Annotated in this window: 9 protein-coding genes; 1 reads left to right on the top strand and 8 read right to left on the bottom strand. The window is 69.9% G+C overall.

Features of this window, described 5'->3' with window-relative positions; genetic code table 11:
• Positions 1–16 precede the first annotated feature (16 nt).
• The 7 genes from poxB to gabT all read right to left on the bottom strand — a co-directional run bounded on the left by poxB (position 17) and on the right by gabT (position 10133).
• On the bottom strand, positions 17–1741 hold the full coding sequence (poxB, locus tag KZC52_RS16015) for a ubiquinone-dependent pyruvate dehydrogenase (RefSeq protein ID WP_247625132.1): 1725 nt from the start codon (positions 1739–1741) through the stop codon (positions 17–19).
• A gap of 155 nt (positions 1742–1896) precedes the next feature.
• Complete coding sequence (locus tag KZC52_RS16020; protein WP_247625133.1) at positions 1897–3261, bottom strand: NAD-dependent succinate-semialdehyde dehydrogenase; 1365 nt, start codon at positions 3259–3261, stop codon at positions 1897–1899.
• A 65-nt stretch (positions 3262–3326) separates the two neighbouring features.
• The gene (locus tag KZC52_RS16025; RefSeq protein ID WP_247625134.1) at positions 3327–4802 is read right to left on the bottom strand and encodes an NAD-dependent succinate-semialdehyde dehydrogenase; all 1476 of its coding nucleotides are present in this window, start codon (positions 4800–4802) and stop codon (positions 3327–3329) included.
• A gap of 28 nt (positions 4803–4830) precedes the next feature.
• The gene (locus KZC52_RS16030; protein WP_247625135.1) at positions 4831–6372 is read right to left on the bottom strand and encodes an APC family permease; all 1542 of its coding nucleotides are present in this window, start codon (positions 6370–6372) and stop codon (positions 4831–4833) included.
• Positions 6372–7256 (bottom strand): universal stress protein, encoded by an 885-nt coding sequence (locus KZC52_RS16035; protein ID WP_247625136.1) that lies wholly within the window; start codon positions 7254–7256, stop codon positions 6372–6374. The genes KZC52_RS16030 and KZC52_RS16035 overlap by 1 nt, the downstream gene beginning before the upstream one ends.
• Positions 7253–8632 (bottom strand): flavin monoamine oxidase family protein, encoded by a 1380-nt coding sequence (locus KZC52_RS16040; protein ID WP_247625137.1) that lies wholly within the window; start codon positions 8630–8632, stop codon positions 7253–7255. The genes KZC52_RS16035 and KZC52_RS16040 overlap by 4 nt, the downstream gene beginning before the upstream one ends.
• A gap of 139 nt (positions 8633–8771) precedes the next feature.
• Complete coding sequence (gene gabT / locus KZC52_RS16045) at positions 8772–10133, bottom strand: 4-aminobutyrate--2-oxoglutarate transaminase (protein ID WP_247625138.1); 1362 nt, start codon at positions 10131–10133, stop codon at positions 8772–8774.
• 94 nt (positions 10134–10227) lie between these two features.
• Between gabT and KZC52_RS16050 the strand changes: the two genes are divergently transcribed.
• Positions 10228–11748, top strand: a complete 1521-nt coding sequence (locus KZC52_RS16050; protein ID WP_247625139.1) for a PucR family transcriptional regulator — start codon at positions 10228–10230, stop codon at positions 11746–11748.
• 56 nt (positions 11749–11804) lie between these two features.
• Here the strand turns inward: KZC52_RS16050 and KZC52_RS16055 are convergent, their stop codons facing one another.
• Complete coding sequence (locus KZC52_RS16055; protein WP_247625140.1) at positions 11805–12929, bottom strand: DUF6226 family protein; 1125 nt, start codon at positions 12927–12929, stop codon at positions 11805–11807.
• Between the last annotated feature and the right edge of the window lie 65 nt (positions 12930–12994).

Consider the following 12994-nt stretch of genomic DNA (forward strand, 5'->3'; position numbering starts at 1 on the left):
TGAGCGCAGCGGAGGGTCAGAGGAACTGGCGCCAGTTCGCGCGGGCCAGGTCGAGGAGTTCGTCGCCACGTCCCGACATGACCGTGCGGATGGCGTAGAGCGCGAAGCCCTTGACCTGCGCCGCCTCGATCGCCGGGGGCATCGACAGCTCCTGGCGCTCGGTGACGACGTCGAGCAGCGCGGGGCCATCGTGCGCGAGGACCTCGCGGACGGCATCCGGCAGGTCCTCGCTGTTCTCGACCCGACGCGCGAAGATGCCCATCGCCTCGGCGATCGCCGCGAAACTCGGGTTCGTCAGGTCGGTGCCGTAGGTGACGAAGCCCGCCGCCTTCATCTCGAGCTCGACGAAGTTGAGCGAGGAGTTGTTCACGACGATCGTCTTCACCGGCAGGTGGTTCTGGGTGAGGGTGATCAGTTCTCCGAGCATCATCGCGAGTCCGCCGTCGCCCGCGAGCGCGACGACCTGCCGCTCGGGGTGTGCGACCTGCGCCCCGATGCCGTGCAGCAGCGCGTTCGCCATCGACCCGTGCGTGAACGAGCCGATCAGACGGCGCTGCTCGGTCATGTGCAGGTAGCGGGCCGCCCAGACGGTGGGAGACCCGACATCCGCGGTGAAGATCGCGTCGTCTGCGGCGTGGTCGTTCAGCAGCTTCGCGAGGTACTGCGGATGGATCGGACGCCCCGGCTTCGTCGGCACCGCGAGGTCGTCGAGCTTCGCACGGGTCTTGCGGTAGTGCGCGAGGGCGTCGTCGAGGTGGCCGCGGTCGTCCTTGCGGGCGATGCGCGGGAGAAGGGCTTCGGCCGTCGCACGCACGTCGCCGACGAGGCCCAGATCGAGCGGGTGCCGCTTGCCGAGCTGCGAGCCGCGGATGTCGACCTGGATCGTCTTCGCCTTGTCGGGGTAGAACTGCTCGTAGGGGAAGTCGCTGCCGAGCACCAGGAGCGCGTCGGCGGACTCCATCGCGCGATAGCCCGAGGCGAATCCGAGCAGCCCCGTCATACCCACGTCGAACGGGTTGTCGTACTCGATGAACTCCTTGCCGCGGAGTGCGTGGACGATGGGTGCGCCGAGAGCGTCCGCGAGGGCGATGACCTCGTCGTGCGCTCCCTCGACGCCGGCACCCGCGAGGATCGTGACCTTCTTCGCGGCGTTGAGCAGGGTCGCCGCCTTCTCGAGCTCGGGGCCGCTGGGCACGACGACCGGGCGGGTGCGCTCGATCACGACGCTGCGGTCGTCGGCGATCTCGGAAAGTGCGACGTCGCCCGGGATCACCAGTACGGCGACGCCGCGCTTCTCGATCGCCGCGCGCATCGCGATCTCCATCAGACGCGGCATCTGCTTGGTGTCGGCGACGTACTCGACGTACACGCTGCACTCGCGGAACAGCTCCTGCGGGTGCGTCTCCTGGAAGTAGCCCGTGCCGATCTCGTTCGTCGGGATGTGCGCGGCGATGGCGAGCACCGGAACACGCGAGCGATTGGCGTCGTACAGACCGTTGATCAGGTGGAGGTTGCCCGGCCCGCAGGAGCCCGCGACGACCGCGAGGTCGCCGGTGGTGGCGGCATCCGCAGCGGCGGCGAAGGCGGCAGCCTCCTCGTGGCGCACGTGGACCCAGCGGATCGTGCCGTCCTTCCGGAGGGCGTCGGTGAAACCGTTGAGCGAATCGCCCGGCAGTCCGTAGACCCGGTCGATCCCGTTGGCGTGCAGAGTCTTGACGATGTTCTCAGCGACATTGGCCATGCTTCGACCCTACGCCCGCCCCGACCCGCGCGGTCTGATCGGGTGTCGAGTGCCGGCTCGGCATCCGTCGGGTCCTTCGTCTCGTCGCTACGCTCCTCGCTCAGGAACCGGAGCGTGTTCCGGTCCCTGAGCGAGCGCAGCGAGACGAAGGGCGGTCAGCCGATGCGGATGAGCTTCTTGTTGACGAACTCGTCGGCGGCGAGGTGGCCGAGCTCGCGCGAGGTGCCGCTGCGCTTCACGCCGCCGAAGGGCAGCTCGGGGCTGTCGGCGAGCACGAGGTTGACGTAGACCATGCCGGCCTCGATCCTGTCGGCCACGCGCTCGGCCTGTGCGGCATCGGTCGTGAAGACGTACGAGCCGAGACCGAAGGTCGTGTCGTTCGCGAGATCGACGGCGGCATCCTCGTCGGCGACGCGATACACGACGGCCGCGGGCCCGAAGAGCTCCTCGCGGTAGACGTTCATCGCGGGCGTGACGTCGGCGAGCACGGTGGGGGCGAAGAAGGCGCCCTCGCGGGTGCCGCCCGTGAGCAGCGTCGCGCCCTGCTCGACGGCCTGATCGATCTGCTTCTGCAGGTTCTCGGCCGCCGTCTCGGACGACACCGGACCGAGGACCGTGTCGTCGAGCGTCGGGTCGGATGCCTCGACCGCCGCCATCGCCGCCGTGAACTTCTCGACGAAGGCGTCGTAGAGGTCGTCGACGACGATGAAGCGCTTGGCGCCGTTGCAGGCCTGGCCGTTGTTGTCGAGACGCGCGTCGACACCGGCCTGCACGGTGGCGTCGAGGTCGTCCGTCGACAGCACGATGAACGGGTCGGACCCGCCGAGCTCGAGGGCCACCTTCTTGAGGTTGCGTCCGGCGATCTCGGCGACCGCGGCACCGGCACGCTCCGATCCCGTGAGCGAGACGCCCTGCACGCGCCAGTCGGCGATCATCGTCGCGATCTGCTCGTTTGTGGCGAGCACGTTCTGATACGCGCCCTTCGGGAATCCGGCGTCGTGGTAGATCGCCTCGATCGCGGTCGACGACTCCGGGCACTGCGGCGCGGGCTTGAGCAGGATCGTGTTGCCCACGATCAGGTTCGGCGCTGCGAAACGCACGATCTGGTACGCCGGGAAGTTCCACGGCATGATGCCGACGAGCGGTCCGAGCGACGAGCGACGGATGATCGCCGAGCCGTCGCCGAGGATCGCGATCGGCTGGTCGGCCATGATCGACTCCGCCTGATCGGCGTAGTACTCCGCGATGTCGGCGGCGAAGTCGACCTCACCCAGAGCGGCCTCGCGGGGCTTGCCCATCTCGCGCACGAAGATGTCGGCCAGCTCTTCGCGGCGCTCGCGGTGCAGCTCGGCTGCACGGCGCAGGAGCGCGGCGCGCTCGGCGACGGTCGAGGTGCGCGACCATTCGCGGTGCGCCTCGTCGGCGGCGACCAGTGCCTCTTCGATCTGCGCGTCTGTGAAGGTGTCGAAGGACGCCAGCGTCTCTCCGGTGGCGGGGTTGATGACGGCGTAGTCGGTCATGGCGTGTCCTCTCGTGGTGGCGTGGGACCCTTCGACGGGCTCAGGGACCCACGCCGGTGTCTGGGTCAGGAGACCGGGATGAGCGTGTACTTGGTGGACAGGTATTCGTGGATGCCCTCGAATCCGCCCTCGCGGCCGACACCCGACTGCTTGACGCCGCCGAACGGTGCCGCGGCGTTCGAGACGACGCCCACGTTGAGACCCATCATGCCGGTCTCGAGGCCGTCGATCATCCGCTGCCCGCGCTGCAGGTTCTCGGTGAACACGTACGAGACGAGCCCGTACTCGGTGTCGTTGGCGAGACGCACGGCCTCCTCCTCGGTGGAGAAGGTCGAGATCGCGAGCACCGGTCCGAAGATCTCCTCGCGCAGGATCGCACTGCCGGGAACGACGTCGGTGAGGACGGTCGGCTCGTAGTACGTGCCGACGCCGTCGAGGGCCTTGCCTCCGGCGAGCAGCTTGGCGCCGCGCGCGACGGCGTCGCCGACGAGCTCGGAGGCCTTCGCGACCGCGCCCTCGTCGATGAGCGGGCCGATCGCCACGCCCTCCTCCGTGCCGCGACCGACCTTCATGGCGTTGACGCGCTCGGTCACCTTGCGGGCGAACTCGTCGGCGACGTCCTCGTGCACGATGAAGCGGTTCGCGGCCGTGCACGCCTGGCCGATGTTGCGGAACTTCGCCAGCAGCGCACCCTCCACGGCCTTGTCGAGGTCGGCGTCATCGAACACGACGAACGGGGCGTTGCCGCCGAGTTCCATCGACACGCGCAGCACACCCTCGGCGGCCTGGGCGATGAGCTTGCGACCCACCTCGGTCGAGCCCGTGAACGACAGCTTGCGCAGCCGCGGGTCGGCGATGATCGGCGCCGAGAGGGCGCTCGACTTCGAGGTCTGGACGACGTTGACGACGCCCTTCGGGAGCCCCGCCTCTTCGAGCAGCTTGGTGAAGAAGATGGTCGTCAGCGGCGTGAGTGCCGGGGGCTTGATCACGACGGTGCAGCCCGCGGCGAGCGCCGGGGCGATCTTGCGCGTCGCCATCGCGAACGGGAAGTTCCACGGCGTCACGAAGAACGACGGGCCCACGGGGCGCTGCGAGACCACCATGTGCCCGGTGCCCTCGGGGTTGATGCCGTATCGGCCGCTGATGCGCACGGCCTCCTCGCTGAACCAGCGCAGGAACTCGCCCCCGTAGACGACCTCTCCGCGCGCCTCGGCGAGCGGCTTGCCCATCTCGAGCGTCATGAGCAGCGCGAGGTCCTCCTTGTGCTGCTGCACGAGGTCGAACGCACGGCGCAGGATCTCACTGCGCACGCGCGGCGCGGTCGCCGCCCACGACTCCTGCGCGGCGACGGCCGCGTCGAGGGCGCGGATGCCGTCGTCCGGCGTCGCGTCGGCGATCGTGCGGATCACGGCCCCGGTAGAGGGGTCGGTGACGTCGAAGGTGCCGCCGGCGGAGGCATCCGTCCATTCGCCACCGATGAAGAGGCCGGTGGGAATGCTGTCGAGGAGGGCCTGCTCGGCCGGTGCGATCTGCGTGGTCATGGTTCTCTTTCTCTGAGGAGGCGAGGGGTCAGCGGCGGCGGAGGCTCGGCGGGGCGTCGATGCCGAGGGTCTGCCCCCGGAAGAACGCGGGGCGCTTGACGGCGTTCCAGATCATCACCGCGATGCCGACGACGATGATGATCATGCCGAGGATGAACACGATCCCGACGCCGCCGACCTGGGCGCCGGAGCCGTAGGCAGGGTCCATGGAGTCGATCAGCGTCGTGACGAACAGCACGGCGAGGATCGCCCCGCCGACGAGCGGGAACAGGAACGTGAAGAACACGTTGCGCACCGAGTCGAACCACTGCTTGCGGAAGTACCAGACGCAGGCGAACGCGGTGATGCCGTAGTAGAAGCAGATCATCATGCCGAGCGTGAGGATGGTGTCCCACAGCGTGTTCTCGCTGACTACGCGCATGACGGCGTAGAACGCCGAGGCCACGATCGCCGACACGATGGTGGCGTACCCGGGGGTGAAGAAGCGGGGGCTGACCTTCGCGAACGACTTCGGCAGGGCGCCGTAGTGCCCCATCGCGAGCAGCGTGCGGGCGGGGCCGACGAACGTCGACTGCAGCGACGACGCCGAGCTCGTGAGAACGGCGAGCGAGACCAGGAACGCGAGCGGTCCGAGGATCGGCCCGGAGAGGTGGAAGAACACGTTCTCCTGGATCTCCTCGTTGCCGAGCCCGAGTTCGCCCGTTCCGACGCCGGCGAACATGATCATGGCGACCGCGAGCAGCAGGTACAGCGTCACGATCGTGACGACGGTGACGGTGGCCGCGCGACCCGGGGTCTTCTCGGGGTCCTTGGTCTCTTCGTTCATCGTGAGGGTGACATCCCACCCCCAGAAGATGAAGATCGAGAGCGAGAGCCCGGCGGCGACCGCGCTGAAGGACGAGATCGCGAACGGGTTGAACCAGTTCAGGTCGAAGGGCTGGTAGTCGAAGCCGTTGCCGCTGACCGCCTGCACGATCGCCGCACCGGCGAAGAAGACCAGCACGAGCAGCTGGAAGCCCACGAGCCAGTACTGCAGCTTCTGCGTGGTCTGCATGTCGCGGTACGACACGAGGGTCGCGCCGAGCATGAAGAGCAGACAGACGCCGATGTTGATCCAGGTGACGCTCGCGAGGTCGGCGATGGCCGGGTTGTTCGTGATCTGGGAGATCAACAGGAAGAGGAAGTCGACCGCGATGCCGGCGAGGTTGGAGAGGACGAGGATCGTCGCGACGACGAGGCCCCATCCCGCCATCCACCCGATCCACGGCCCGAACGCGCGAGTGGCCCAGGTGAACGACGTGCCCGAGTCGGGCATCCGGTTGTTGAGCTCGCGGTAGCCGAAGGCCACGAGGAGCATCGGAATGAAGCCGACGAGGATGATCGCGGGGATCTGCGCGCCGACGGTGGATGCCGTGGGGCCGACCGCGGCGGTGAAAGTGTACGCCGGGGCGATGCACGAGATGCCGATGACGACGGCTCCGATGAGGCCGATGGTGCCGGCGCTCAGGCCCTTGCTCGACAGGCCGGTGGTCACTGCTTCGGGCTCCGTCGCCCGATTCGTGCTGCTCATCAGCGGTCTCCTGCTTCCCCGCGCGTGCGCGGGACGACGATCATGGGAACGGGCAGCTCGTGCAGCATCTTCGCCGCCGTGCTGCCCAGGAACAGGCGTCGCGGCTGTGCGAGCCTGCTGGAGCCGACGAGAACGACCTCGCCGGGGAGCCAGGAGAGATTCGAGACGGCGTCCTCGACGCTGTCTCCGGGGGCCTCTTCCACCACGGCACCGAGGGTGTCGGGAAGACGGTCCTTCGCCCGGGCGAGCACCTCGTGGGCGTGCTCCTCGCCGACGACGCGGATCGCGCCGGTGTCGAGTCCCGGGGGAACGTCGAAGGGTACGAGCGAGACGAGTCGCAGGTCGACGCCTCCGTCGGCCGCGAGCGCCGCCGCCTCGTCGAGCAGCACCTCGGCTCCCGGTCGGGTTCCGACGGCGGCCGTGACCCGCGGCACGACGTGGTCGTCCTGCGTCGCCGTGCCCGCGGGTGCCAGCGCGACCGGGATGGTCGAGGAGTGCAGCAGCTCCGAGGCGACCGAGCCGAGGCGGTGCCGGCCGAAGAGGCTGCCGGCGGCCGCGCCCACGACGATCAGGCGGGCATCGAACTCCTCGCCGGCGGCGATGAGGCCCTCGGCGAAGGATTCGGCGATCCGCACGTGACCGCGGCTGTGCACCTCGTGTGGAAGGCGCAGGATCGCGTCCTCCAGCCAGCGCTTCGCCTGGGCGCGGATGTGGTCCTCATAGGCCCGCTCGGGCGGGACGACCGGGCTGCGCGTCCCCTCGGCTGGGAGCACGATCACCAGGTGGAGCGTCGCATCAAGGCTGCGCGCGAGACGCGCGCCGAGGGCCGCGGCATCCGCCCCGGCATCCGTCGCCGTGTACCCGACGACGATCGCGGAGGTCATGCGCCGCTCGCTGCCGTGCCGGCACGACCCGCGTCGATGATGTTCTCGGCGGCGAGGTGACCCATGCGGATCGCGCCGTCGACGTGCTGATACCCCGCGCCGGCCATGTCGCTGCAGGCGAAGTGGATCGGGCCGACCGCAGCGCGCAGGTCGGCGCCGTAGCGGTGCAGACCACCCATGTCGAAGCTCGCGGCGTAGGCGCCGCGCGTCCACTCCTCGGTGCCCCAGTCGCTCTCGTAGTAGACGACGGGGTTCTTGGCCTCGGGGCCGTAGTAGTGCGAGAGCGACTCGAGGATGCGCTCCTTGCGCTCCTCGGCCGACAGCTCGAACAGGTCGTCGGCGTTCTGGTCGGAGACGAAGCCGACGAGGGTGCCGCGTTCATCGCCGTGGTTGGTGTTGTCGTAGGCCTCGTGCGACAGCTCGTACGGGCTGAACGCGGTACCGCTGAGTCCCTGCTCGCGCCAGAACGGCCGGTCGTAGACGGCGTGCACCTTGATGACGAAGCCCATCGACAGGTGCTGGTGCAGCTGATGCTGACGGCGCGGAAGCGGCGGCACGAACGAGATGCGGCTGTAGAGCACGGGCGCGTGCGCGAGGATCGCGAAACGCGCGCGGACGGTGAGGTCGTCGGTCGTGGCGGTCACCCCGGTCGCGCCCCATTCGAGCGAACGCACGGGCTGGTTCAGCAGGACGTCGTCGCCGAGCCGCTCGGCGAGCAGGATCGGCACCCGCTGCAGACCGCCCACGACGCGCTTGTCGAGGATGAAGTCGGCGTCGACGAGGTGGGAGTAGGAACCCGCGGATGCCGCCATCAGCAGCGACTGCAGCAGCGAGAACGCGTGGGTGGGCTTGGTGAGCATCGCGGAGCCGGTGGCGAAGGCCAGGTTGCGCACGGCCTCGTCGTCGTCGGTCTGCTGGCGGAGCCACGCATCCCAGGTGACGGCGTCCCACTCGGCGGCCTTCGGGTGCGCCCAGGGACGGTCGGGGTCGATCTCGGCGACCATCGCATCGAGGCGCTCGGTGATCTCGGCGATCGCCTTCTCGGTGGCGGCGGAGACGGGGAACATCTCGCCCGTGAACCGCGAGGTCTTGCCATCGGGCCCGACGTAGACGCTGTCGCCCTCGCGGTAGCGGCTGTAGGTCTCGAGGCCGAGCTCATCGATCGTGTCGATGAGAGCCTGCTGGTCGGGTGAGACCCACTGGCCGCCGATCTCGAGCATGGCGCCGTCGATGACATCGGTCCACAGACGGCCGCCGACGCGGTCGCGCGCCTCGAGGACGGCGACCGACAGTCCCGCCTTGCGCAGGTCGTTCGCCGCCGTGAGGCCGGCGGCGCCGGCGCCGATGATGAGGACGTCTCGCGTGATCTCAGCCATTGCAACTCCTTCGTCGGATGAAACTGTCGGGTGAATCTGTCGGGGTGGATCTGTGGTGAAGAGTGCCGGCCGCGACCCCCAATCCCCCGATCAGGGTCGCGGCCGGACGTTTTCCGGGTGGCGCGAACGCGCCCGTCGGTTACGCCGCGGCGAGCGCCGCCGCCACGATGTCGAGGCCCTCGTTCAGCAGCTCGTCGCCGATCGAGAGCGGCGGGAGGAAACGGATGACGTTGCCGTAGGTGCCGCACGTGAGCACGATCACGCCCTGCGCGATGGCGGCCTTCGCGACGGCGGCCGTGAGCGCGGCATCCGGCGCCTTCGTCTCGGGGTCGACGAACTCGGCGGCGATCATCGCGCCGTGTCCGCGCACGTCGCCGATACGGGCGTCGCTCTTCTGGATGTCGAGCAGACGAGCGGTGAGGATCTCGCCGATCTCGCGTGCGCGCTCGATCACTCCATCGTTCTCGAACACGTCGATCGAGGCGAGAGCCGCGGCGCAGGCGATCGGGTTGCCGCCGTAGGTGCCGCCGAGTCCACCGGCGTGCGAGGCGTCCATGATCTCGGCGCGGCCGGTGACGGCGGCGAGCGGCAGACCGCCGGCGATGCCCTTGGCGGTCGTGATCAGGTCGGGCTCGATGCCGAAGATCTCGCTCGCGAACATGTGCCCCGTGCGGGCGAAACCGGTCTGCACCTCGTCGGCGATGAAGACGACGCCGTTCGCGCGGCACCACTCGGCGATCGCGGGGAGGAAGCCCTCGGCGGGCACGATGAAACCGCCCTCGCCCTGGATGGGCTCGATGATGACGGCGGCGAGGTTGTCGGCGCCGATCTGCTTCTCGAGCTGCAGGATGACGCGGGCCGCGGCCTCTCCGCCCTCGAGACCGTCGCGGAACGGGTACGACATCGGTGCCCGGTAGACCTCGGGCGCGAAGGGACCGAAGCCGCTCTTGTACGGCATCGACTTGGCGGTGAGCGCCATCGTGAGGTTGGTGCGGCCGTGGTAGCCGTGGTCGAAGGCGACGACGGCCTGACGACCCGTGTACTTGCGCGCGATCTTGATCGCGTTCTCGACCGCCTCGGCTCCCGAGTTGAACAGGGCGCTCTTCTTGGCGAAGTCGCCGGGCGTGATGCGGTTGAGCGCCTCGGCGACGCCGACGTACGACTCGTAGGGCGAGATCATGAAGCAGGTGTGCGTGAACTGCGCGGCCTGCGCGGCGACGGCGGCGGCGACCTTCGGGTGCGCGTTGCCGACCGAGGTCACGGCGATGCCGGAACCGAGGTCGATGAGCGAGTTGCCGTCGGCGTCGACGACCACGCCGCCACCCGCGGCGACCGCCGCGACGGGAACCGTGTGACCGACACCCGCGGCCACGGCATCCGCCTTGCGGGCCAGCAGCTCGGCCGAGCGCGGGCCGGGCAGGTCGGTGACCAGGCGACGCTCCTGGGGGAGCTCGGGTCCTCCGAGGGGGACGACGGGGGATGCGGTGTCGAGGAGTGCCATGTCGCGAGCGTACGACCGGGCACCGACATCGCGCATTCGCCCGGTTGTACAATCGATGACGAGACTTCGCCGGGACGTACAAGAGAGGCGCCGCATGGCCGATCAGCCCACTCTGCAGGCCCTCCTCCGGCGACGTGATCTCGACCTCCGTCTGGTGTCGCAACCGGCCGCGCTCCCGGTCGCCGCCCTCGAGAGGCCGTTGCGCTGGGTGCACAGTTCGGACCTCGCCGACCCCACCCCGTTCCTCTCCGACGACCTCGCGCTCCTCACCACCGGCACGCAGTTCGACGCGGCATCCGAAAGAGACGCGGCATCCGACATCGGCGCGTACGTCGCCCGACTCGCCGACCGCGGCGTGCTCGGACTCGGGTTCGGCACGGAGGTGCACCGCTCCGGCATCCCCGATGCCCTGGTCGACGCCTGCGCCCTGCACGGCATCCCGCTCTTCGAGGTGCCCTATCGCACCCCGTTCATCGCCATCGCCCGCGCCCATTCCGAAGCCATCGCCGCGCAGGCCTACGCGCGACGCTCCTGGGCGCTCGACGCGCAGCGCGGGCTCGCACTGGCCGCCCTCCGCCCCCGAGGACTCGATGCGATCATCACCGAGCTCAGCCGTCGGCTGGGCGTGTGGGCCGGGATGTTCGACGCGGCGGGCGCGTTGCTGCATTCCCCCGCGCGCGATGCGGCCGACCGCGAGCTGCTCGACGCCCTGGGCGAGCGCGTCGCTGAGGTGCTCGCCCGCGGGCTCGAGGCCGGGCAGTCGCTCACGATCGACGGGCGCACCTTCCTGCTCTCGACCGTCGGCCGCGGCGGGCACCTGCGTGGAGTGATCGCCCTCGAGATCGACACCCTCGACGCCGAGGCACGTGCCGTCGTCACCTCGGTGATCGCGATGTCGGGGCTGGCGCTCGAGCAGAGCGAGCAATTGGCGCGCAGCCGGCGACGCCTGCACTCCCAGTTGCTGCGCTCCCTGCTCACCGATGACCCGTCGATCGCGCGGCGCGTGCTCGGGGCGCTTCCCGTCGCGCCGATCGTCGTCGCCGTCTCCGGCGATGCCCCCGCCACCGCCCTCGTGGACTGGTGGGAGCGTCAGCGCACCGAGCACGGGGTGGCGTCGTTCCTGGCCGAGTCGGACGACGGTGTGACGATGTGCGTCGCGGCCGACGACGACGCGCTCCTCGACGAGCTGGCGGCGCGTTTCGGCATCCGTATCGGCGTCTCCGAACCCGACTCCTACGCCGCGTTTTCCCGCTCGCACGCCCAGGCCCTCACCGCTCTGCGCCAGCGGAGCACGCCGGGCGCCGCCCGATTCGCGGATGCCGCCGGCTCGAGCATCCTGTCGGCGCTGGCCACCGACGAGGCACGCCTGGTCGCCGAGTCGCGCCTCGCACCGCTGCGCGCCCACGATGCCGGTACCGGGTCGGGGCTGGAGCAGTCTCTGCGGGTGTGGCTCGAGAACGATGCACGCGCCGAACAGGCCGCGACCGCCCTGGGGGTGCACCGCCACACCCTCCGCTCGCGCATCGCTCAGGCGGGCACGCTGCTCGACATCGACCTGTCGTCGTTCCCGGCGCGCGCCGAGTTGTGGGCCCTGCTGGAGACGGCGCGCGACTGAGGCGCGGAGAGCGCGTTCCCGTCGCAGCGCGAACGCGGGGTCGACCCGCGAACGCGCTACACGGGCGGCGCCGCCCGGAGCGGCCAGGCGGGCCACCAGCCGTCGTCGAGATCGCGCAGCACGGCGGCTTTCTGCTCGCGCACCTCTTCGGGCAGTTCCGGAGCCGCCCCCGAGCTGCTCGATCGCCCCTCTCCGCCGAGGGAGACCAGCTGCGTGAGCTGCCAGGCGCGGCGTCCGACGGGGAACCGCTCACGGAGTCCGCCCGCAGCGATCGCACGAAGCGTCCTCTCGAGCTCATCCGCCGCGGATTCGGCGGTCTCGTCGCACGCATCGCACGTGCAGGAGGGGATGATCGCCCGGAAGAGCGCACCGGCCTCCACCTCGACGCACGGCCCGGTCTCCGTGAGCGCGATCGGAGCACCCGTGCGCGGTTCCAGCACGATGCGGCGGGCGCCCTCGGGCCCTCCCTCCTCGCGCACCTCGGTCTCGTACCCGCTGCGGAGGTGGTCGACGAGGGCATCGACGACGAGGCGAAGCGGTTCGAAGCGCTCCGGATGCGACTCCCGCGAGTACGCGTCCTCGGGCGGAGCGCCGCCCGCCCACCGGCTTCCGTACCGGATGATGCGCCCTTCGTCATCGGCGTACTCGCGCGCCGGAAGAGTCGGACGACGGTAGTCGACCGGCGGGACGATCAGCGCCGGCTCCGGCAGGTCCCGGGTGAGGGCCTGCATCTCCTGGTCGTCGAGATCGTCCTGCTCCCAGGAGGCGAGCATCTCCCGGAAGTCGTCGAGCCGCTCGGGGTGCGCGAGAATCCCCTGCACGAGACCCGCCACCGGGATCGAGCGCGTGTTCGTGCCGATCTCGAGCTCGGGAGTCGCTCGCCACCTGGCAGCGGGATGCAGGACGGCGACCGCATTACCGAGGAACCGCGCCGCGGACTCCGCCAGTGCGGCCGAATCCGCGATGCTCGGATGCTCGGCGATGAACCTCCACAGCGCCGGGAAGTCCTCCGCCAGCTGCGTCGGAACGGCTCCTTCGCGTTCGACGAGGTCCGCGAAGGATTCGAAGCCCTCGATGAACCGCACCGGCCCCGGAGCGGCGGTCAGCGGACCGAAGCTCAGGATGGCGGAGGCGGCCCCCGGCGGCGGGCCGACGGGCCCGGGAAAGACGTCGCTGGTCATCGTGTCGCTCCTCTCCTCGCCCCCGGCGTCGTCATCGCGCCGAGTCCGATGAGCCTAACGAGCAC

This window comes from Microbacterium galbinum (genome assembly GCF_023091225.1).
Classification (GTDB): Bacteria; Actinomycetota; Actinomycetes; order Actinomycetales; family Microbacteriaceae; genus Microbacterium; species Microbacterium galbinum.

Excerpts from the sequence above, each read along its gene's own strand:
- poxB (WP_247625132.1), bottom strand. The coding sequence starts at position 1,741 with ATGGCCAATGTCGCTGAGAACATCGTCAAGACTCTGCACGCCAACGGG.
- KZC52_RS16020 (WP_247625133.1), bottom strand. The coding sequence starts at position 3,261 with ATGACCGACTACGCCGTCATCAACCCCGCCACCGGAGAGACGCTGGCG.
- KZC52_RS16025 (WP_247625134.1), bottom strand. The coding sequence starts at position 4,802 with ATGACCACGCAGATCGCACCGGCCGAGCAGGCCCTCCTCGACAGCATT.
- KZC52_RS16030 (WP_247625135.1), bottom strand. The coding sequence starts at position 6,372 with ATGAGCAGCACGAATCGGGCGACGGAGCCCGAAGCAGTGACCACCGGC.
- KZC52_RS16035 (WP_247625136.1), bottom strand. The coding sequence starts at position 7,256 with ATGACCTCCGCGATCGTCGTCGGGTACACGGCGACGGATGCCGGGGCG.
- KZC52_RS16040 (WP_247625137.1), bottom strand. The coding sequence starts at position 8,632 with ATGGCTGAGATCACGCGAGACGTCCTCATCATCGGCGCCGGCGCCGCC.
- gabT (WP_247625138.1), bottom strand. The coding sequence starts at position 10,133 with ATGGCACTCCTCGACACCGCATCCCCCGTCGTCCCCCTCGGAGGACCC.
- KZC52_RS16050 (WP_247625139.1), top strand. The coding sequence starts at position 10,228 with ATGGCCGATCAGCCCACTCTGCAGGCCCTCCTCCGGCGACGTGATCTC.
- KZC52_RS16055 (WP_247625140.1), bottom strand. The coding sequence starts at position 12,929 with ATGACCAGCGACGTCTTTCCCGGGCCCGTCGGCCCGCCGCCGGGGGCC.